Annotated in this window: 18 protein-coding genes; 7 read left to right on the forward strand and 11 right to left on the reverse strand. The window is 69.5% G+C overall.

Annotated features, from left to right (window positions below; all coding sequences use genetic code 11):
- Window positions 1-100: 100 nt before the first annotated feature.
- Complete coding sequence (locus tag ACFY1E_RS06670) at window positions 101-514, forward strand: pyridoxamine 5'-phosphate oxidase family protein (RefSeq protein ID WP_389072256.1); 414 nt, start codon at window positions 101-103, stop codon at window positions 512-514.
- Between the two features lie 175 nt (window positions 515-689).
- Here ACFY1E_RS06670 and ACFY1E_RS06675 read toward each other — a convergent pair whose 3' ends face one another.
- Window positions 690-986 (reverse strand): (2Fe-2S)-binding protein, encoded by a 297-nt coding sequence (locus ACFY1E_RS06675; RefSeq protein WP_351472880.1) that lies wholly within the window; start codon window positions 984-986, stop codon window positions 690-692.
- A gap of 333 nt (window positions 987-1,319) precedes the next feature.
- On the opposite strand from ACFY1E_RS06675, the gene ACFY1E_RS06680 reads away from it, so the two are divergent.
- The gene (locus ACFY1E_RS06680) at window positions 1,320-2,357 is read left to right on the forward strand and encodes a helix-turn-helix transcriptional regulator (RefSeq protein WP_389072258.1); all 1,038 of its coding nucleotides are present in this window, start codon (window positions 1,320-1,322) and stop codon (window positions 2,355-2,357) included.
- Window positions 2,354-3,334 carry a helix-turn-helix transcriptional regulator gene (locus ACFY1E_RS06685; protein ID WP_389072260.1) on the forward strand — a complete coding sequence of 327 codons (981 nt, stop codon included), beginning with the start codon at window positions 2,354-2,356 and terminating at the stop codon, window positions 3,332-3,334. Before ACFY1E_RS06680 ends, ACFY1E_RS06685 begins: the two co-directional genes overlap by 4 nt.
- Before the next feature lie 66 nt (window positions 3,335-3,400).
- Here the strand turns inward: ACFY1E_RS06685 and ACFY1E_RS06690 are convergent, their stop codons facing one another.
- Window positions 3,401-4,447, reverse strand: coding sequence for a LuxR C-terminal-related transcriptional regulator (locus ACFY1E_RS06690; protein WP_389072263.1), 1,047 nt, complete (start codon window positions 4,445-4,447; stop codon window positions 3,401-3,403).
- Between the two features lie 266 nt (window positions 4,448-4,713).
- On the opposite strand from ACFY1E_RS06690, the gene ACFY1E_RS06695 reads away from it, so the two are divergent.
- The 3 genes from ACFY1E_RS06695 to ACFY1E_RS06705 are packed head-to-tail and all read left to right on the forward strand — an operon-like array spanning window position 4,714 to window position 8,043.
- A complete protein-coding gene (locus tag ACFY1E_RS06695; RefSeq protein WP_389072265.1) occupies window positions 4,714-6,258 on the forward strand; it encodes a circularly permuted type 2 ATP-grasp protein in 1,545 nt (514 codons plus the stop codon).
- Window positions 6,255-7,187 carry an alpha-E domain-containing protein gene (locus tag ACFY1E_RS06700; RefSeq protein ID WP_389072266.1) on the forward strand — a complete coding sequence of 311 codons (933 nt, stop codon included), beginning with the start codon at window positions 6,255-6,257 and terminating at the stop codon, window positions 7,185-7,187. Before ACFY1E_RS06695 ends, ACFY1E_RS06700 begins: the two co-directional genes overlap by 4 nt.
- A gap of 1 nt (window position 7,188) precedes the next feature.
- Complete coding sequence (locus tag ACFY1E_RS06705; RefSeq protein WP_389072268.1) at window positions 7,189-8,043, forward strand: transglutaminase domain-containing protein; 855 nt, start codon at window positions 7,189-7,191, stop codon at window positions 8,041-8,043.
- Window positions 8,044-8,136: 93 nt separating this feature from the next.
- On the opposite strand, the gene ACFY1E_RS06710 is transcribed toward ACFY1E_RS06705, so the two are convergent.
- The 6 genes from ACFY1E_RS06710 to ACFY1E_RS06735 all read right to left on the reverse strand — a co-directional run bounded on the left by ACFY1E_RS06710 (window position 8,137) and on the right by ACFY1E_RS06735 (window position 14,942).
- Window positions 8,137-9,252, reverse strand: coding sequence for a sugar ABC transporter substrate-binding protein (locus ACFY1E_RS06710; protein ID WP_389072271.1), 1,116 nt, complete (start codon window positions 9,250-9,252; stop codon window positions 8,137-8,139).
- Window positions 9,253-9,664: 412 nt separating this feature from the next.
- The gene (locus ACFY1E_RS06715) at window positions 9,665-10,111 is read right to left on the reverse strand and encodes a heat shock protein transcriptional repressor HspR (RefSeq protein WP_389072273.1); all 447 of its coding nucleotides are present in this window, start codon (window positions 10,109-10,111) and stop codon (window positions 9,665-9,667) included.
- A 4-nt stretch (window positions 10,112-10,115) separates the two neighbouring features.
- Window positions 10,116-11,282 carry a molecular chaperone DnaJ gene (gene dnaJ / locus ACFY1E_RS06720; RefSeq protein WP_389072275.1) on the reverse strand — a complete coding sequence of 389 codons (1,167 nt, stop codon included), beginning with the start codon at window positions 11,280-11,282 and terminating at the stop codon, window positions 10,116-10,118.
- Window positions 11,283-11,315: 33 nt separating this feature from the next.
- Window positions 11,316-11,972: a nucleotide exchange factor GrpE gene (grpE, locus tag ACFY1E_RS06725; RefSeq protein ID WP_389072277.1), complete on the reverse strand. Its 657-nt coding sequence runs from the start codon at window positions 11,970-11,972 to the stop codon at window positions 11,316-11,318.
- A complete protein-coding gene (gene dnaK, locus ACFY1E_RS06730; RefSeq protein WP_266957944.1) occupies window positions 11,969-13,813 on the reverse strand; it encodes a molecular chaperone DnaK in 1,845 nt (614 codons plus the stop codon). Before dnaK ends, grpE begins: the two co-directional genes overlap by 4 nt.
- A gap of 94 nt (window positions 13,814-13,907) precedes the next feature.
- A complete protein-coding gene (locus ACFY1E_RS06735) occupies window positions 13,908-14,942 on the reverse strand; it encodes an MraY family glycosyltransferase (protein WP_389072280.1) in 1,035 nt (344 codons plus the stop codon).
- 219 nt (window positions 14,943-15,161) lie between these two features.
- On the opposite strand from ACFY1E_RS06735, the gene ACFY1E_RS06740 reads away from it, so the two are divergent.
- Window positions 15,162-17,444: a (Fe-S)-binding protein gene (locus ACFY1E_RS06740; protein WP_389072282.1), complete on the forward strand. Its 2,283-nt coding sequence runs from the start codon at window positions 15,162-15,164 to the stop codon at window positions 17,442-17,444.
- A gap of 75 nt (window positions 17,445-17,519) precedes the next feature.
- Here ACFY1E_RS06740 and ACFY1E_RS06745 read toward each other — a convergent pair whose 3' ends face one another.
- Genes ACFY1E_RS06745 through ACFY1E_RS06755 form a run of 3 tightly spaced genes read right to left on the reverse strand, consistent with a single transcriptional unit; the run spans window position 17,520 to window position 19,376 of the window.
- Complete coding sequence (locus ACFY1E_RS06745) at window positions 17,520-17,846, reverse strand: antibiotic biosynthesis monooxygenase family protein (protein ID WP_389072285.1); 327 nt, start codon at window positions 17,844-17,846, stop codon at window positions 17,520-17,522.
- Between the two features lie 47 nt (window positions 17,847-17,893).
- Window positions 17,894-18,838: a YhjD/YihY/BrkB family envelope integrity protein gene (locus tag ACFY1E_RS06750; protein ID WP_389072287.1), complete on the reverse strand. Its 945-nt coding sequence runs from the start codon at window positions 18,836-18,838 to the stop codon at window positions 17,894-17,896.
- 7 nt (window positions 18,839-18,845) lie between these two features.
- Window positions 18,846-19,376 carry a hypothetical protein gene (locus ACFY1E_RS06755; RefSeq protein WP_389072289.1) on the reverse strand — a complete coding sequence of 177 codons (531 nt, stop codon included), beginning with the start codon at window positions 19,374-19,376 and terminating at the stop codon, window positions 18,846-18,848.
- Between the last annotated feature and the right edge of the window lie 188 nt (window positions 19,377-19,564).

The raw sequence follows: 19,564 nt of genomic DNA on the forward strand, positions 1-19,564 counted from the left end.
GGCCACGTCTCCCAGTACTGACTCAGTCAGCGTACACAAAGTTGAGTCTATTCCACTCAAGGAGGCGCCCGGGAGGGTCCGGGGGCTAAGTTCCGGAGCCATGGCGACCTATTCGCAGGACCCGGGTGCCCCCGACGCCGCGTATCTCGACTTCTGGCGGGAACGGCACCTTTGCACGCTGACGACCCCACGTGCGGACGGCAGCCCGCACGTGGTGCCCGTCGGGGTCACCTACGATCCCGGCGCGGGCCTTGCTCGGGTGATCACGAACAGGACGAGCACCAAGGTGCTGAACGTGCTGGCCGCCGGCGACGGGGGCGCCCGGGTCGCGGTGTGCCAGGTGGACGGCCGGCGCTGGGCGACGCTGGAGGGGCTGGCGGTCGTACGGACCGAGCCGGAGCGGGTCGCGGAGGCGGTGCGGCGGTACGCCGAGCGCTACCGGCGCACACCCGGCCCGAACCCGTCACGTGTGGTGATCGAGATCGGGCTGACGCGGGCGATGGGCCTCGTATGACGGCTGGGGCGGTCGTGGCGCCGCAGACCGTTTTCAGCCAGTACTCGAAGGCGGCCGAATACGCCGATACCCCGAAATGTCCCGCAAAGCTGCAGCGGCGTCACCGTGTTCAGGTCACGGTGACGCCGCTGCGGGGGGAAGCACCTGAGCGAACTGTTACGACGGGGGATTCGCGTCAGGCACTGCGGGGGGTGGCTGAGATGGTCCGAACATCGGGGGTTTCCGGTTCCACCAGCCGGTGGTCTCGTTGGTCGAGATTCACAAAGATCATTCCGTACCGAATGGCACATCGCACAGGCTGCGGCGCCCCCCGAGGCCGCCGCAGACACCGGTACGCCCGTACGTCCTCGTCCTCGTCCCGCGTGACGACGACCGGCTCACCGAAGACGGTCACCATCAGCGAGTCACCGGAGTGGGGGATCGCGGTGACAAGGTCGATGAAGTGCCAGCCGGAGCGGTAGGCCGTGGCCATTTCGCGGCGGAAGGAGCGGTCGTCGGGTGGGGTGCTCACGATCAGCTCCACACACTGTCGTCCGGGTGGACAGGAGCGCCGCCCGCAGCCGCGGTGGCGGGTGTGAGCGACCAGACGCTGTCCGCCCGCACGTCACCCTTCGCGCCAGAGAGGCCACTCAGCGTCCCGAAGGCCACAACGGCGGAGAAGGCGGCGACAAGCACCGAGCGAAGCATTCTCTTACGCATAGTCGGCTTCGTCCTCACTTGAAGGTCCCCTCTTCCCCCGTCCTGAGTAAGACGATGGCTCATTCGGGCACGTCATGGCCACACGATCGGTGCATCATGTTCCTGCATGTTCAGGACCCTGGGGGGTGGAGATTTGGAAGCAAATCGGACTAAAGCGACGCATCCCCACGCCGTGACGGAGCTGTGTGAGGAAGGGAGCCGTCTCTACGCGAACGCGCTGCGCACGGGACGTATCGCCCGCGCGGACGTGGAGCCCGCCCCTTGTCTGATGGAGTTCGCCCTGCTCCACCCTGATCCCGACGACGCGAACTGGCTGCGCCCCGTTCCTCCGGCGATCGCCCTGGCCCAGCGGCTCAATCCCATAGAACGCGAAATCACGGAACGCCGGCAGTTGTCGATCCAGGTGGCCGACGCGTTCGAGCCGTTCATGGCTCTCAGTGCCCAGGTCACGGCGTCGACTCACTCGATCAGCGTATTGGAGGGCCTCGACCGCATCAACGCGGCGCTCGACCTGGCGATCTCGCAGTGCCGGAACGAGATGCTCACCGTCCAGCCGAGCCAACGCCACCCGGAGCGCAGGCTCATGGAAGCCCTGGAGCGCGACAAGCCGCTGATCGAACGAGGGGTGCGGATCCGGACCCTCTACCAGCACACGGCCCGCTACAGCCCGGAGCGGCTCGCCTGGGTGGACCACTTCGCCGACGGGAAGGCGGAGTACCGCACCATCGACGAACTGGTGGAGCGCCTCATCATCTGCGACGAGACCGTCGCGTTCATCCCCACGCGCGACGACCGGCAGGTCGCCCTCGAACTCCGTCATCCCGGTCTCGTCCGGTACCTGATCAAGGTGTTCGAGTTCATGTGGAGCCGTGCCGTCCCGCTGAGCGCCGGCGCCCCCTACGAAACCGCTCCCGACGGCATCACGGACATCCAGCACTCCATCGCCAAACTCCTCGTGGAGGGTCACGTCGACGAGGCGATAGCCCGCCGCCTCGGCATGAACGTACGCACCTGCCGAGCCCACATAGCCAAGCTGGCGACCGCCCTCGGCAGTGGCAGCCGTGCCCAACTCGGCTTTCTCATAGCTCAGTCGGGGATCCTCAACTCGGACCAGTCGATACCGGAGGGAGAGGATCACCCGTGACCGGGGCGCATGCGCATGGCGTGGAGGACCTGTGTGCCGCCGGGACACAGCTGTACGAGCGGGCGGTGAAGGAAGGCAGGGTCCGCGCCGAGGACGCCGCACCGACCCCCTGCCTGCTGGACTTCGGGCTGTTGCACCCCATGGTCGAGGACCTCGACTGGCTGGAACCCGTCTCTCCCGCTCTCGCCCTGCGCCGGCTGCTGCGCACCTCCGAGGACCGGATCGCAGACGAGCGGCGGCGCGGCGAACGACTGACGGAAACCTTCGAACCACTCCTGCGGATCGACGCCCGCGCCAGGGAAACCACAGCCACCCCGACACTCACGGTTCTCAGCGGTATCGAGCGCATCAACGCGGCTCTCAACCAGGCCCTGGCCGAAGCCTCCCGCGAGCTCCTCGCCATCCAGCCGCACACCACCCACACCCATATGACTGCCGACCGCCTCGCTGCGGCGCTCGCCCGCGACCAGCTGCTGCTCGACCGCGGCGGCCGTATCCGCACCCTTTACCAGCACACGCTCCGCCACGCGCCCTCGGTCCTGGCCCGCTACGAACAGCTGGCCGGCGACGTCGAGGCGCGCACGCTCGACGAAGTGACGGATCGGCTGCTCGTCGTCGACCGGGCCGTCGCCTTCGTGCCCGCGAACGCCGACCGCTCGCTCGCGCTGGAAGTGCGCAATCCCGCCCTCATCGCCTTCTTCGTCACGACCTTCGACCGGCTCTGGCAGCTCGCCACCCCCATGTATCCCGAGGTCGTCCACCGCCCTTCTCTGAACGGCGTCACCCCCCGCCAACGCGCCATCGCCGCCCTCCTGATCGAGGGCCACACCGACGCCGTCATCGCCGGCCGCCTCGGCATGAACATCCGCACCGCCCGCGTCCACATCGCCAAACTGGCGGCCACGCTGGGCAGTCAGAGCCGGGCGCAGCTCGGCTATCTCATCGGGCAGTCGGGGATTCTCGACCGGGAAGGGTGACCGTGCTGCGCCGGTGGCCGCGGGTGGTTGTGGCGCCGCCTTTGGGGGCAAACGCCACGCCCCGCCTCAGCCGACCCTCGGGGTTTCCTGGCCGGGAAGGGTGACCGAGGGGGCGACGTCCGCCGGACGGCGGGGCCCGTCGAGGCCCACCTGGGCGATCCGGACGCCGAGTTGGGTGCGGCTGGCCGCGCCCAGCGTCTCCGACAACCGTGCGATGTGCGCCCGGCACGTCCGCACGCTTATGCCGAGCCGTTCCGCGATCACCGCGTCCTGGTGGCCCTCGGCGAGGAGCGCCGCGATGGACTGCTCCCGGTGCGAGATGCCCTCGATGCCGGTGTCGGGCAGCGGCGCGGTCAGTGGGATCGCCAGCCGCCACAGCCGGTCGAAGACCGTGACCAGGTACTCGACCAGCGCCGGGTGGCGCAGCTCCAGCGCCAGGGTGCGGTCGGCGTTCGCCGGGATGAACGCCACCGTGCGGTCGAAGAGGATCAGCCGGTCGATGACCTCGTCGAGGGTGCGGGCCTCGACCGAACCGCCCATGAGTTCGAGGTAGTTGAGCAGTCCCTGCCCGTGCCGGGCGACATGCGTGTACAGGTCGCGCATCCTGACGCCCCGCCCGCGCAGCGCCAGCGCCCGGTGCAGCCCCTCGGTCAGCTCGTGCTCGGGGCGGATACCGCCGGGCTGGACGGTGAGGACCTCGGTGGTGCAGGCCTCCGTCGCCTGGTCCATGGCGGCCTGGATGCGGGAGAGCCCGTCGAGGACGCGGATCGCGGCGCCCTCCCCGACGCCCGGGCCCGCCTGCGTGGCGGGGCCGAGGCCCGCGTACCGCTCGACGGCGGCCACCGCCGCGCCCACCCGTCGCTGGCTCGCGCTGACCTCGTCGTACACCCCGCGCAGCAGTCTGGTCATGACCTCCTGCGGGGCGGTCGGGACCAGCCAGTCCATGTCGTCGGGGTCCGGGTGCAGCAGGGCGAGCTCCAGCAGGCACGGCACCGGTTCGGCGTCCCGGCGCGCCACCCGGCCCCGCCGTACGGCCCGGGAGTACACGCGGTCCCCGGCGTCGCACAGTCGGTCGGCACCGTGTGGATGCTCATCCGTCCCGTGCCCGGTCATCGCCCATCCCACCCCCGGTTCCACCGTCTGTCGCAGCGCAACTATGCGCGGCCCGGACCAGCTCCGCAACACGGCTCGGCCCGAACCGAGCGCCTGAAAACACCCATTCGTACAGGTATTCTCCGCGCTCCGCGGGGGGAGGAGGACGGCGCGGGCAACCGCGACGGCGCCGCGGAAAATTGACGACGCATCCGGGCGCAGCTCGCGAAGTCTTGCGGAAATGAGTCAGTGATCACCCCGTTACACCCCGCCTCTAACGTCCCCTCATGGCGGACATATTTGACGCATACGCGTTGGCCGACGCGTGGGACGAGATGTTTGAGCGGCCGGGTGAGGTCAGGACCGCCTACGAGCCGGTACTGGCGGCACTACAGCCCATCGAGCCGAGCGAACTGAGATTCCGGGCCGACCAGATGGCCAGAGCCTTCACGGACCGCGGCGTGACCTACGCCTTCGCGGGCGAGGAGCGGCCCTGGCCGCTGGACCTGGTGCCGCGCATCCTCGACTCCCTCGAATGGGATCTCATACAACGCGGGGTGAGCCAGCGGGTCAGGGCCCTGGAGGCCTATCTCGCCGACGCCTACGGGCACTGCCGTGCCTTCGAGGACGGGGTGGTGCCCTGGCGGCTGCTGCTCAACTCCCCGCACTTTCACCGGGCGGCACAGGGCGTCGAACCTCCGGGAGGCGTCCGTATCCATGTGGCCGGCATCGACCTCGTGCGCGACGAGGCCGGGGACTTCCGGGTGCTGGAGGACAATGTGCGGGTCCCCAGCGGGGTCTCGTACGTCATCGAGAACCGCCGGGCCATGACCCGGATCTTCCCCTCCCTGTTCGCGGAGCAGCACGTGGTGCCCGTCGACGGGTATGCGCAGAAGCTGCTCGCCGCGCTGCGGGCCGCCGCCCCCGGCGGGGTGCAGGACCCGCGGGTCGTGGTCCTCACGCCGGGCCCCAGCAACGCCGCCTACTTCGAACACGCGCTGCTGGCCCGGCTGATGGGCGTACAGCTGGTCGAGGGGCACGACCTGGTCTGCCGGAACAACCGGGTGTGGATGCGCACCACACGCGGCGAGGTGCCCGTCCATGTCGTATACCGGCGCCTGGACGACGACTTCCTCGACCCGCTCCACTTCCGCCCCGACTCGGTGATCGGCTGCCCCGGCATCATGGGGGCCGCCATGGCGGGCAACGTCACACTCGCGAACGCCGTGGGCAACGGGATCGCCGACGACAAGCTGCTCTACACGTATGTCCCGGATCTCATCCGCTACTACCTCTCCGAAGAACCGATTCTCCCCAATGTCGAGTCCTACCGTCCCGACGAGCCCGGTCAGTTGGAGGCGGTCCTCGACCAGATCGACCAGCTGGTCATCAAGCCCGTCGACGGCGCAGGAGGGCAGGGCATCGTGATCGGCCCCAAGGCCGACAAGGACACCCTGGAACGCACTCGCAAAGCCGTCTCCGCGGACCCGCGCGGCTTCATCGCCCAGCGGCCCGTCGCCCTGTCCACCTCCCCCACCCTCGCGGGCGAGCGCATGGCGCCCCGCCACATCGACCTCAGGCCGTTCGCCGTGAACGACGGCAACGATGTCTGGGTGCTGCCCGGCGGGCTGACCCGCGTCGCCCTCCAGGAGGGCAACCTGATCGTCAACTCGAGCCAGGGCGGCGGCTCCAAGGACACCTGGGTGCTCGCGGAGGGCCCCGCCGAGCAGCCGGCGCCCGAACCGGCCGCCGTGCTGCCCTCCGTCGCCCCGCGCCGGCTCGGACCCGACGGCACCCACGCCGTCGTACAGGAAGGGGCCCAGCAGCAGTGAACGACGTGATCCTGTCCCGGATAGCCGAGGCCCTGACCTGGACCGGCCGCTATGTCGAGCGCGCCGACGCCACGGGCCGCATCCTCGACGCGTATCTGCACCGGCTGCTGGAGGACCCCTGGCGCGACGAGGACGCGGCCTGCCGGTCGCTGTACGCGATCCTCGGCATGGACGCGGGAGAAGGGCCCTGCGACATGCAGCAGGTGCTGGAACAGCTGGCCTTCGACGCCCGCTCGACGGGCTCCATCGAGGGCGCGCTGGGCGCCGCCCGGCTGAACGCGCGCAGCGCCCGTGAGGCCATCTCCTCCGAGATGTGGGAGTGCCTCAACTCCACCTGGCACGCGCTGGCCGACCAGCGGCTGGCGGCCCGCCGCACCGGCCCCTACGCCTATCTGGAGCTGGTGCGGCGCCGGGCCGCGCTCTTCTTCGGGCTCGCCGACTCGACCATGAGCCGGGACGACAGCTGGCGGTTCGTGGTGCTGGGGCGCAGCCTGGAACGGGTGGACATGACCGTACGGCTGCTGTCGGTGCGCGTGCTGGACGCCGTGCACGCGCCCGACTGGCCGACACTGCTGAGCGCTTCGGGGGCCGATGAGGCGTACGCCCGGGTGTACGGCGGTTTCGGCGACACCCCCCGGGTGGCCGAATTCCTGCTCCTGGACCGGGACTTCCCGCGCTCGGCCCTGCATGCGCTCACGACCGCGGAGGAGTGCCTGACCGCGCTCGGCCGCCCCCGCCATGACCCCGCGCGCCGGCCCATCGGCAGGCTGCGCACCCGTCTCGAGTATCTGGACACGCACGCTCTGGAGAGCCAGCTGCCCGCGCTCCTCGGCGACCTGCAGCAGGCCTGCATGGCGTCGGCGGACGCGGTGGCCGAGCGGTTCTTCCCGTACCAGGGGCCCATCGAGTGGGCCCAGGAAGGAGCGTGAGATGACCGCCGAACGCGTACGCCGCCTCCGTATCGAGCACACCACCCGGGTCTCCTACGCCCAGCCCGCGGCCTCCTCGCACAACGAGGTCCGCATGACCCCGCTGACGCTCCCGGGCCAGACCACCCTGGACGCGCGGGTCACCGTCAACCCCACGACCTCCACCTGGTCGTACTGGGACTACTGGGGCACCCAGGTCACCGGCTTCGACCTGATGGACCCGCACGGCGACCTCACCATCACCGCCTCCAGCCTGGTCGAGACGTCCCCGCCGGGGGCGCTGCCGCCTGCGCCCACCTGGGCCGAGGTGGCCGAACGCATCGCGAACTCGCGTCTGTTGGAGTTCGCGAGCCCCACCGGCCGTACGACGGTCCCGGCGAAGCTGGTGAAGAAGGCCCGGAAGGCGGCGGCCGGCCTCGACCCGCACGAGACGGCGGTCGCGGTCTCCGCCCTGGTCGCCGACCGGGTGTCGTACCTGCCCGGCGCCACCAGCGTGAACACCTCCCCGGCGGAGGCCTGGGAGCAGGGCGCCGGCGTCTGCCAGGACATCACCCATCTCACCGTCGCGCTGCTGCGGGGCGTGGGCCTGCCGGCCCGTTACGTCTCCGGCTATCTCCACCCGGAGCGCGAGGCCGAGCTCCACCGGCCGGTCGCCGGGCAGAGCCACGCCTGGATCGAGTACTGGGCGGGCGACTGGTGCGGCTACGACCCCACCAACCGCACCCGTGCCGACGAGTCCCACGTCGTGGTGGCCCGCGGCCGCGACTACGACGACGTCACCCCGCACAAGGGCATCTACCGGGGTGTGGCGGGCGGCCCGCCGGACGTGTCGGTGGTGTTCACGCGGGTGGGGTGACCAAACGCTTCGCTGGATGTCCGTTCCATCAGCCGCGGGTCCGTTGTGGCTGGTCGCGCGGTTCCCCGCGCCCCTTCGGGGCGCGGGGAACCGTCACTTCAGGCCGATCGCCGAGCACTCCGACGCGAACTTCGACGTGCAGATCTGGGAGACCTTGTAGATGCCGTCCGCGACGACCGTCGACTTGATGTTCTTCCTCGTCAGCGCGGTCACGGTGACCAGCTGCGCGGGGATGCCCTTGTCGGTGGGGCTGTCGACGGTGTCCTGGGTGAGGGCGTCGAACTCGATCTCCTTGCCCTGCACCTTGGCCACCGCCATCTGCGCGGCGGCCGCGGCCTCCTGCGGGTACGACTTGTACACGCTCATGTACTGCTCGCCCGACACGATCCGCTGCACGGCCGCGAGTTCCGCGTCCTGGCCGGTGAGCGGCGGCAGCTTGGTGACGCCGGCGTCCTCCAGGGCCTTGACGATGCCGCCGGCCATGCCGTCGTTGGCGGAGTAGACGCCGGCGATGTTGCCCTTGCCGATCGCCTCGATGGCCGCCTTCATGTTGGCCTGGGCGTTCTTCGGGTCCCAGTCCGTGGTGTCGTACGACTTGGCGATCGTCACCTTGCCGTTGAGCTCGGACAGGGCGCCCGCCTTGAACTGCTTGGCGTTCGGGTCGGTGGGCGAGCCGTTCATCATGACGATCTTGTCGGAGGTGTCGACCCCGCTGCCCAGCGCCTCCAGCAGGGTGCGGCCCTGGACCTCGCCGACGAGCTCGTTGTCGAAGGAGATGTACGCGTCGATCGGGCCCTCGGCCAGCCGGTCGTAGGCGATGACCGGGATACCGGCGTCCTTCGCCTTCTTCACCTCACCGGCGATGGCGTGCGAGTCCACGGCGTCCAGCAGGATGATGTCGACCTTGTCGTCGATCATCTTCTGCATCTGGGTCGCCTGCTTGGCCGCGTTCTGCCCGGCGTTCTGGTAGTCGACCTTGCCCTGCTGCTTGGTGAGCGCGGCGACCTGCTTCTTGATGATGGGGTAGTCGAAGTCCTCGTACCGGGTGTTGGCCGTCTCCGGCAGCAGCAGCCCCACGGTGACGTCGTTGCCCTTCGTCGGGCTTGCCGAGCTGCTGTCCCCCGACACGTTCAGCACGCCGCAGGAGGAGAGCGACAGAGTCATCGTGGACGCTGCCACGGCGATGGCGGTACGACGCGTGGAACGCATGGAGGAGCTCACTTCTGGTGTCTTCCGGACGCGGGCGCAACTTGCGACCCAGGTGACTGAAAAGCCAACGCGGAGCGGCCCCCGGGCGTCAAGCGCAACTACTTAACGAGTGCGCAACGCAACACTCCGCCGACCATGTAAAGGCATGACGGAAACGCCTCCAAAGGTTCTTTACGGACTCTCCATGCAACCGCAGGCAATCGGCAGGCAAAGATCCGTACAACCGACCCCATTCCTCACGAGTCGTGATCACGGCGGCTTCCGTCAGCCGTTCCCGTCCCGACCAGATGACCGAATGAACCCAGCCAGACGCACGACCGCCGCGGCCACGACCGGCCGTGACCGGCCGTCGTGCCCGGCATGCGGAAGGGGCCCGGAGGTTCTGCCTCCGGGCCCCTGTCACACACGTACGTCAGTCCTGGCGCCCCTTCGGCCGCCACACCACCAGCGCGCTGGTCTGCTGCACCTCCTGGTACGGGACCAGATCGCGGCGGTACGACGCGTGCACCGCCGCCTCGCGCTGCTGCATCGCCGCCGCCGCGCCCTCGACCGCCGACTGGAGCTCGGCGACACGCTGCTGGAGCGCGGCGACCTGGTTCTCCAGTTCGATGATCCGCTTGATGCCGGCCAGGTTGATGCCCTCGTCCTGCGACAACTGCTGCACGGTGCGCAGCAGTTCGATGTCGCGGGCCGAGTAGCGGCGGCCACGGCCGGGGGTGCGGTCGGGCGAGACCAGGCCGAGGCGGTCGTACTGGCGCAGGGTCTGCGGGTGCAGGCCGGAGAGCTGGGCCGCCACCGAGATGACGTAGACCGGGGTTTCCTCGGTCAGCTCGTACGGGTTGCGTCGACGGCCGTCCATCTGGTCATGCTCCCTTCGCGGCCTTGAACAGCTCCGCCCGCGGGTCCTCGCCCGCGGTCGCCTCGCGATACGCCTCAAGTGCGTCACGAGCCTTCCCCGTCAGATCCGCCGGGACACTCACCTCGACGGTGACCAGGAGGTCGCCGCGGGTGCCGTCCTTGCGGACCGCGCCCTTGCCGCGGGCGCGCATGGTGCGGCCGTTGGGCGTGCCCGGCGGCAGCTTCAGGGTGACGGGCGGGCCGCCCAGGGTGGGAACCCTGACCTCGCCGCCGAGTGCCGCCTCCGCGAACGTCACGGGGACGGTGACGGTGAGGTTGTCGCCCTTGCGGCCGAACACGGGGTGCGCGTCCACATGCACCGTGACGTACAGGTCGCCCGCCGGGCCGCCCCGCTCGCCCGGTGCGCCCTTGCCCCGCAGCCGGATGCGCTGGCCGTCCGACACCCCGGCCGGGATGCGGACCTGCATGGTGCGCGAGGACTTGGCGCGTCCCGAGCCCTTGCAGACCTCGCAGGGGTTCTCCGCGATCAGACCGCGGCCCTTGCAGTCCGGGCAGGGGTCGGTGAGCGAGAAGCCGCCGCCGGAACCCCGCGCGACCTGGCCGGTGCCGACGCACGTCGGGCACACCCGCGGGTTGCCGTTCGCGTCGCCGGTGCCCGAGCAGGCCTTGCAGGGCGCCTGCGAGGACATGCGCAGCGGGACCGTCGCCCCCTCGATCGCCTCGGTGAAACTGAGGCTGACCTCGGTGTCGATGTCCTGGCCGCGCCTGGGCTGCACCCGGGTCGTACCGGAGCTGCCCCGGTTGAACAGGCCCCCGAAGACGTCACCGATTCCGCCGCCGAAGCCCCCGGAACCCGCCTGGCCTCCGAAGAGGTCGCCCAGGTCGAAGTTGAAGGAGCCGCCTGCGCCGCCCGGCCCGGGGCGGAAGCCGCCGTTGCCGAAGAGGGCGCGTGCCTCGTCGTACTCCTTGCGCTTCTTGGGGTCGCCGAGTATGTCGTTCGCCTCGGAGATCTCCTTGAAGCGCTCCTCGGCCTTGGCGTTGCCCTTGTTGGCGTCCGGGTGGTTCTCGCGGGCCAGCTTCCGGTAGGCCTTCTTGATCTCGGCCTCGGTGGCGTCCTTGGGGACGCCGAGGACCTTGTAGTAGTCCTTCTCGATGAAGTCCTTGGTGCTCATCCCCGACGCCCCTCCTTCCTCGTTGGTTCAAGCTCAGCCCTCGTCCGGGCCACCGCTCTCCTTGTCGTCGGCCGCCTCGGTCGCTTCTTCGGCCTTGACGGTCTGGGCGCCGGGCTGCGGCTCGGCGACGGCCACCCGCGCGGGGCGGATGGTGCGCTCGCCGAAGCGATACCCGGGCTGCAGAATCGCCACGCAGGTCGTCTCCGTGACGTCCGGCGCGTACGAGTGCATCAGGGCCTCGTGGATCGTCGGGTCGAAGGGCTCGCCCTCCTTGCCGAACTGCTGCAGTCCCATCTTCGCCGCGACGGTCTCCAGCGACTCCGCGACGGACTTGAATCCGCCGACGAGTTCGCCGTGGTCCCGGGCGCGGCCGATGTCGTCGAGCACGGGCAGGAGCTCGGTCAGGAGGTTCGCGATGGCGATCTCCTTGACCGTGATCCGGTCCCGCTCCACTCGGCGGCGGTAGTTCTGGTACTCGGCCTGGAGCCGCTGGAGGTCCGCCGTGCGCTCACCGAGCGCCGTGCGCACCTGGTCCAGCTGGGCCGTCAGACCGGCGATCTGTGCTGCGTCCCCGGCCGGGGCCGCCCCCTCCCCCGCGGAGGGGGAGGCGGCCTGCGGCTCGGCGTCGTCGGGGGTGGCGCCGGAGGGGACGTCGGGCTTCTCGTCGAAGCCCGGGGTCTCCTCCGTCACGCGGCACCGTCCTTGCGCTCGTCGTCCACGATCTCGGCGTCCACCACGTCGTCGTCGGCCTTCGGGGCCTCGGCGCCCGCGGCACCGCCTGCGGCGGCCTGCGAGGCCTGGGCGTCGGCGTACATGGCCTGGCCCAGCTTCTGCGAGACGGCCGCGACCTTCTCGGTGGCGGTGCGGATCTCGGCGGTGTCCTCGCCCTTGAGCGCGGTCTTCAGCTCCTCGACGGAGGCCTCGACCTCGGTCTTGATCTCGCCGGGGACCTTGTCCTCGTTGTCCTTGAGGAACTTCTCCGTCTGGTAGACGAGCTGCTCGCCCTGGTTGCGGGTCTCGGCGGCCTCGCGGCGGGCGTGGTCCTCCTCCGCGTACTTCTCGGCCTCCTGGCGCATCCGGTCGACCTCGTCCTTCGGCAGCGAGGAGCCGCCGGTGACGGTCATCTTCTGCTCCTTGCCCGTGCCCAGGTCCTTCGCGGTCACGTGCATGATGCCGTTGGCGTCGATGTCGAAGGCGACCTCGATCTGCGGGACACCGCGCGGGGCCGGCGGCAGACCGGTCAGCTCGAACATCCCGAGCTTCTTGTTGTACGCCGCGATCTCGCGCTCGCCCTGGTAGACCTGGATCTGCACGGAGGGCTGGTTGTCCTCGGCGGTGGTGAAGATCTCGGACCGCTTGGTCGGGATCGTCGTGTTCCGCTCGATGAGCTTGGTCATGATGCCGCCCTTGGTCTCGATGCCGAGGGACAGCGGGGTCACGTCGAGGAGCAGGACGTCCTTGACCTCACCCTTGAGGACACCGGCCTGCAGGGCGGCGCCGATGGCGACGACCTCGTCCGGGTTGACGCCCTTGTTGGCGTCCTTGCCGCCGGTCAGCTCGCGGACGAGCTCGGCGACGGCGGGCATACGGGTCGAACCGCCGACGAGGACGACGTGGTCGATCTCGTTGATGGAGATGCCGGCGTCCTTGATGACGTTGTGGAACGGCGTCTTGCAGCGCTCCAGCAGGTCGGCCGTCAGCTGCTGGAACTGGGCCCGGGTGAGCTTCTCGTCCAGGTGCAGCGGGCCCTCGGCGGACGCCGTGATGTAGGGCAGGTTGATCGAGGTCTCGGTGGACGAGGACAGCTCGATCTTGGCCTTCTCGGCAGCCTCACGCAGACGCTGCAGGGCCATCTTGTCCTTGCCGAGGTCCACGCCGTGACCGCCGGCGAACTGCTTGACCAGGTAGTCGACGATGCGCTGGTCCCAGTCGTCACCACCGAGGTGGTTGTCACCGTTGGTGGCCTTCACCTCGACGACGCCGTCACCGATCTCCAGGAGGGACACGTCGAAGGTGCCGCCACCGAGGTCGAAGACGAGGATCGTCTGGTCGTCCTTGTCGAGGCCGTAGGCGAGCGCGGCCGCAGTCGGCTCGTTGACGATACGAAGGACGTTCAGACCGGCGATCTCGCCGGCCTCCTTCGTCGCCTGGCGCTCGGAGTCGTTGAAGTAGGCCGGGACGGTGATGACCGCGTCGGTCACCTTCTCGCCCAGGTAGGCCTCGGCGTCCCGCTTCAGCTTCTGCAGGATGAACGCGGAGATCTGCTGCGGGTTGAAGGGCTTCCCGTCGAGCTCGATCTTCCAGTCCGTGCCCATGTGGCGCTTCACGGAACGGATGGTCCGGTCCACGTTCGTGACCGCCTGGCGCTTGGCGACCTCGCCGACAAGCACCTCACCGTTCTTCGCGAAGGCGACGACGGACGGCGTGGTCCTGGCACCCTCGGCGTTGGTGATGACGGTGGGCTCGCCGCCCTCCAGAACGCTGACGACGGAGTTAGTCGTGCCCAGGTCGATGCCGACCGCACGTGCCATGGTGAATTCCTCCAGCTGACTTGAGTGGAACGGACTCAAGTGTGCACGACGCCCGGCGATGGGTCAACAGACCTGAGTCCAACCGACTCAACTCTTATCCGTTCCTTACACGCAATGGGCCGCTGACCTGCGTCGATTGCGTGGGCACGGACCGCCGGAGACCGTACACAGGCACCCGAAGGAGCATGAGTACGACGACGAGTGCCACCGCCCCCACCCAGTACACGGCGGACAGCGCGGTCCACCCGATGTGCATCAGCACCCCGACGAACACCCCGGCGAAGGCCCCGATTCCGGGCAGCACGGTCGCCCCCTGCGGAGTCAGCCCCAACCGCCGCAGCCGGTGGGCGACATGGTCGGGCCCGCCGCGCAGCAACGGCCGCCCGGCCAGCCGCCGCGACAGGACCACGAGGAGCACGTCGGCGCTCGCCAGGGCGGTGAGCGAGAACAGCACTCCCGCACTCGGCGCGAGTGCATAGCCCGCCCGGGTGAACACGGCCGACGCCGCGAGCAGGAACCCCGTGAACAGCGACCCGCAGGCGCCGAGCCCCACGCGCGCGGGCGGCCAGTTGTGCATGAGGAACCCGGTCAGTGCGGCGGCCAGCACGCTCAGCAGCACCGCGAGCCCGTCCATCAGCTCGGCCGCCGCGCAGGCCCCCACCCCGAAGGCGGTGAGCACCGAGACGGTCCCCGCGAGCGCGTCCGCGTGATCGAGCGCCTTGAACCCGATGGCGACGAAGACGATCCAGCCGACGGCGAGCAGCCCGGCCGGCACCCCGGTCTCCTGGTACGGCACGACACTGGCCGCGGCCACGGCCGTACCGGCGACGAGGACCCGCGCCTTGACCCGCCCGATGTCCGCGACGAGCCCGAGCAGGGCGACCGCACCGCCCGCGACCAGCAGTCGCCCCACCCCCGCACCGAGGGGCGCGACGCCGGTCCGGTCCATGGCCACGGCCACCGCACAGGTGGCGAGCACCACGGCCAGACCGCCGAGCAGCGGCACGGGCCGCTGCCGCTGCCGTCTCCGCTCGACGATGCCGAGGCGCAGTGCGGGCACCCGCAGCAGTGCGGTGAGCACGGCGGCGAGCAGCAGGGCGGTGGTGGCGGCGGCGATCCCGTATAGCACGGGTCTAAGTTAGGCGCAAATGTACCAATTTGGCATGAATAACACGATCGCATCGTCGCAAGCCCGGCGGCAGGCCTGGTCGCGCCCCCTTAAGGCAACCCTCAGCGACGCAGATCACCGCACGCCCGGCTACAGTGCGACAGAGGATGGGGGTAGTCTCAATCGGACTACATAAGTTACCGCTTAGTAATGACCCTCGCAGTCCCGAGGAGCCCCCAAATGCAACTCGCCGCGATCATCGTGTCGCTGGTCCTGACCGTGATCGGCGTTGCGCTGCTCGCACGCGCCATCGGTCAGTTCGTCCGGTACTTCAAACTGGGCCAGCCGGTGCCCGCCGGCACCCGGACCGACAACCCGTACGCGCGAAGCGTGACTCTTGTCAGGGAGTTCCTCGGCCACACGCGGATGAACCGCTGGGGCATCGTGGGCTTCGCCCACTGGTTCGTGGCGGTCGGCTTCCTGACGCTGCCGCCGACCCTGGCGCAGGCCTTCGGCCAGCTCTTCCAGGCCGACTGGACGCTGCCCGTCGTCGGCGACTGGCTGCCGCTGGAGATGTACACCGAATTCATCGGTGTGATGACGGTCCTCGGCATCCTCGTGCTCATCGCGATCCGGCTGTCGAACCTGCCCTCCCGCCCCGGCCGCAAGTCCCGCTTCGCGGGCTCCAAGTCGGGCCAGGCGTACTTCGTCGAGTACGTCATCCTCACCATCGGCCTCGCGATCTACGTGCTGCGCGGCCTGGAGGGCGCGATCCACCACGTGGACGGCTACGACGCCTCGTACTTCGCGTCGTACCCGGTGGTCCTGGCCTTCAAGGGGCTGAGCGTCAGCACGCTGCAGAACCTGGTCTACCTGGTCGCGATGATCAAGATCAGCACCTCGTTCATCTGGATGATCGTGGTCTCGCTGAACACCAACATGGGTGTGGCCTGGCACCGCTTCCTGGCCTTCCCGAACATCTGGTTCAAGCGCAACGCCGACGGCTCGACGGCCCTGGGCGCCCTGCAGCCGATGACCTCGGGCGGCAAGCCGATCGACTTCACCGACCCCGGTGACGACGACGTCTTCGGCGTCTCCCAGGTCGAGCAGTTCTCCTGGAAGGGCCTGCTCGACTTCTCCACCTGCACCGAGTGCGGCCGCTGCCAGTCGCAGTGCCCCGCCTGGAACACCGGCAAGCCCCTCTCCCCCAAGCTCCTGATCATGTCCCTGCGCGACCACGCGCACGCCAAGGCGCCCTACCTGCTCGCGGGTGGCGGCAAGACCATGGAGGGCGAGGAGAAGGCCTCCGAGGAGCAGCTGAAGGACGTTCCGGCCGCGGCTCTCGCGGAGGCCGAGCGCCCGCTGATCGGCACCGCCGAGGAGAACGGCGTCATCGACCCGGACGTCCTGTGGTCCTGCACCACCTGTGGCGCCTGTGTCGAGCAGTGCCCGGTGGACATCGAGCACATCGACCACATCGTCGACATGCGCCGCTACCAGGTGATGATCGAGTCCGCGTTCCCGTCCGAGGCGGGCACGATGCTCAAGAACCTGGAGAAGAAGGGCAACCCCTGGGGCCTGGCCAAGAAGCAGCGCCTGGAGTGGCTCAAGGAGGTCGAGTTCGAGGTCCCGGTCGTCGGCCAGGACATCGAGGACCTCACCGAGGTCGAGTACCTGTACTGGGTCGGCTGCGCGGGCTCCCTGGAGGACCGGGCCAAGAAGACCACCAAGGCCTTCGCCGAACTCCTCCACATCGCGGGCGTCAAGTTCGCGATCATGGGCGGCGACGAGAAGTGCACCGGTGACTCCGCCCGCCGCCTGGGCAACGAGCCCCTGTTCCAGGAGCTCGGCATGGAGAACGTCATGGCACTGAACATGGCGTTCGGCGAGGAGCTCGACGACGACGGCAAGGTCGTGCCCGAGTCCGCCAAGCCGAAGTCGGCGAAGAAGATCGTCGCCACCTGCCCGCACTGCCTCAACACGATCGGCAACGAGTACCCGCAGCTCGGCGGCGACTACGAGGTCATCCACCACACCCAGCTGCTGCAGCACCTGGTCGACGAGGGCAAGCTGGTCCCGGTCACCCCGGTCGAGGGCATCATCACGTACCACGACCCCTGCTACCTGGGCCGCCACAACAAGATCTACACGCCTCCGCGCGAGATCATCGCCAACGTCCCGGGCCTGCGCAACGAGGAGATGCACCGCCACAAGGAGCGCGGCTTCTGCTGTGGCGCCGGTGGCGCCCGGATGTGGATGGAGGAGCGGATCGGCAAGCGCATCAACAACGAGCGCGTCGACGAGGCTCTCTCCCTCAACCCGGACATCGTCTCGACGGCCTGCCCGTTCTGCCTGGTCATGCTCACGGACTCCGTGAACGGCAAGAAGAACGACGGCAAGGCCAAGGAGTCCATCCAGGTGGTGGACGTCGCCCAGCTGCTCCTCGAGTCCGTCAAGACCCCGGTCGACCCGGCCGGCGAGGAGGAGACGGAGACCGCTCCGGAGCCGGAGCCGGTGAAGTAGCCCGCAAGGCGGTACCACGGCGCCCCCTGTCCTTCGCCGGACAGGGGGCGCCGTGGTGTTTCCCGACGGGAACGCCTACGCGCCCTTGGGCCCCGCCGACTGCACCACGTCGAACGCCCACAGGGTCGAGCCGGAGGCCGCCGGCCTGGGGCGCTCGGCGCCCTCGCCGCCGCCCTGGTGGGCGGACTTCATCGGCCCCTCCATCCAGGCCTGGAAGGCCGCCTCGTCACGCCACCGCGTGTACACGAGGTACTGGTCGGTCCCCTCGACCGGCCGCAGCAGCTCGAACCACTCGAACCCGTCGGACCCCTCCACGGCATGGGCCCGCGAGGCGAACCGCTTCTCCAGCACCTCGCGCTGCTCGGCGGGGACGGTCAGTACGTTGATCTTGACGACGCTCATACCCGTATCCTGCCGCAAGGGTGATCAGGAGGGCGTGAGGGCCGCTCTCAGTCCTTGGGCTGGTGGTGTGTGACCTGTTCGCGGGCGGTGCGCCAGCGCATACGTGCTTGCTCGAGGATGCTGTCCCACTGGCGGCGGATCTCGTGATCCGACGGTCGGCTCCCCGCGCGGATCCGGGTGAGTTCGTCGTGCATCTCCCGTCCCAGCGCTGCGGAGGCCACGATCACCAGCATGGCCGCGAACAGTGCTGAGATCATCGCGAAGACGGCGCCGAGTGCTCCGTACCGGGCGGCGTAGGAGTTGAACAGTCTCGGCAGGTACACGTTCGCGCCCACCGAGTAGGCCGCCGTCAGTACCGCCGCGATGATCCCGAAGGGGAGCAGTGTCGACGGGGCGATCCGTTTGGCGGACAGGATGCGGCCACTCCACGTGAGGAAGACCGCCGTCACCGGCATCTCGGACAACGCCGCCGCCAGGCCGATCCGGCCCCCGCCGAGCATCGCCTGGATCCAGCCCAGGAGTGCGGCGTAGGCGCCGAGGCCCCCGATCCACAGCAGGTCGTTGCGTGTGTTGCGCACGCTGAGGGGCTTGAGTTCCCAGGCTTGTTCGAACAGGCGCTGAACGGCCCGGGCGAAGCTCAGCGTCGAGATCGTCAGGAAGACCACGCCGAGCAGGCCCACGCTCGCGCCGGTGCCCTCCGGCGGGTCAAGGAGCATGTGCACGGCTTCGGCGCCGCTTCCGGTGAGGTGGTAACGGTTGATGATGCGCTCTGCCGCGTCGTAGTGCACGAAGTCGCTCAGGACGGCGCCGGTGAGGATGGCGAGGGGAACGAGTGCGGTCAGTGCGCCCGAGGCGAGCGCGATGGAGCGGTCGAAGCCCACGATCTTCTGGAAGCGGTTGACGACCCGCAGGGCGAAAGCCGGACGGAGCCAGAACGTCAGTGTTCTGACAAGGCGCTCGCGCGTGATGGCGCGTCCGGCGACGCACGGCATGCCGTGCCTAGTAGCGCAGAGCCCTGGCGACTTCGGCGCGGACGGGACCGGACAGCTTGCGGTTGCTGCGAGCCGTGGCCTTGCCGTCCTTCCCCGCCCCGACCTCGCTGAGCGTCACCACCGTGGTGTCCAGGAGATTGCCTCCCTGGTCACGGAAGTCGACCTGGACCAGGAACGACTTCGCCGAGCCCGCGCTGTTGTGCGCGCTCACGGCCACGGTGCTCCGCCCCTCGGCATCCTGGGCCGGGGCGCCCAGCTGTACGTCGTCCTTCGCCTCGACCGCGTTCTTCACCTCGTCCAGGCGCCGTTTGGCCTCAGCCGAGGCCGAAGCCAGCGCGGAGGCACCCTGCGAGGCCAGGGACGGCACGGCGGAGGCGACCGCCGAGGCCACCGAGGAGGCGGCCGAGGCCGCCTTGCTGTGGCTGCTCGACGGCGTCCCCGAAGTGTCGGAGCAGCCGGTCGTGCCGGCCCCGGCGCAGGCCGCCAGCAGCACAACCGCACCACACCGGGTCGTCCTCTTCGCCAGAGGGCCTGCCATGTCTTCTCCCCTGTGGGGCCGACGGATACCGACTCCCAGTCAAGGACGCCCGGCCGGTGCCCGCACCCCGCACAGCGCTGTGCGGGCACACTTCACCCGTATGGCGCGGCACCGCCCGCCGTCCCGGAGCGAACGGCCGCCCGGCCCCGCGGCTGCAACGCCACCTCGAACACGTGCATCATTACCCA

The organism is Streptomyces sp. NPDC001604, assembly GCF_042893475.1.
Lineage (GTDB): Bacteria > Actinomycetota > Actinomycetes > Streptomycetales > Streptomycetaceae > Streptomyces.

Coding starts and splice junctions, on each gene's coding strand:
- ACFY1E_RS06695 (WP_389072265.1), top strand. CDS start 4,714: ATGGCGGACATATTTGACGCATACGCGTTGGCCGACGCGTGGGACGAG.
- dnaK (WP_266957944.1), bottom strand. CDS start 13,813: ATGGCACGTGCGGTCGGCATCGACCTGGGCACGACTAACTCCGTCGTC.
- ACFY1E_RS06755 (WP_389072289.1), bottom strand. CDS start 19,376: ATGGCAGGCCCTCTGGCGAAGAGGACGACCCGGTGTGGTGCGGTTGTG.
- ACFY1E_RS06750 (WP_389072287.1), bottom strand. CDS start 18,838: ATGCCGTGCGTCGCCGGACGCGCCATCACGCGCGAGCGCCTTGTCAGA.
- ACFY1E_RS06715 (WP_389072273.1), bottom strand. CDS start 10,111: ATGGACGGCCGTCGACGCAACCCGTACGAGCTGACCGAGGAAACCCCG.
- ACFY1E_RS06740 (WP_389072282.1), top strand. CDS start 15,162: ATGCAACTCGCCGCGATCATCGTGTCGCTGGTCCTGACCGTGATCGGC.
- ACFY1E_RS06690 (WP_389072263.1), bottom strand. CDS start 4,447: ATGACCGGGCACGGGACGGATGAGCATCCACACGGTGCCGACCGACTG.
- ACFY1E_RS06710 (WP_389072271.1), bottom strand. CDS start 9,252: ATGCGTTCCACGCGTCGTACCGCCATCGCCGTGGCAGCGTCCACGATG.
- ACFY1E_RS06680 (WP_389072258.1), top strand. CDS start 1,320: ATGTTCAGGACCCTGGGGGGTGGAGATTTGGAAGCAAATCGGACTAAA.
- ACFY1E_RS06675 (WP_351472880.1), bottom strand. CDS start 986: ATGGCCACGGCCTACCGCTCCGGCTGGCACTTCATCGACCTTGTCACC.
- ACFY1E_RS06705 (WP_389072268.1), top strand. CDS start 7,189: ATGACCGCCGAACGCGTACGCCGCCTCCGTATCGAGCACACCACCCGG.
- ACFY1E_RS06670 (WP_389072256.1), top strand. CDS start 101: ATGGCGACCTATTCGCAGGACCCGGGTGCCCCCGACGCCGCGTATCTC.
- dnaJ (WP_389072275.1), bottom strand. CDS start 11,282: ATGAGCACCAAGGACTTCATCGAGAAGGACTACTACAAGGTCCTCGGC.
- ACFY1E_RS06745 (WP_389072285.1), bottom strand. CDS start 17,846: ATGAGCGTCGTCAAGATCAACGTACTGACCGTCCCCGCCGAGCAGCGC.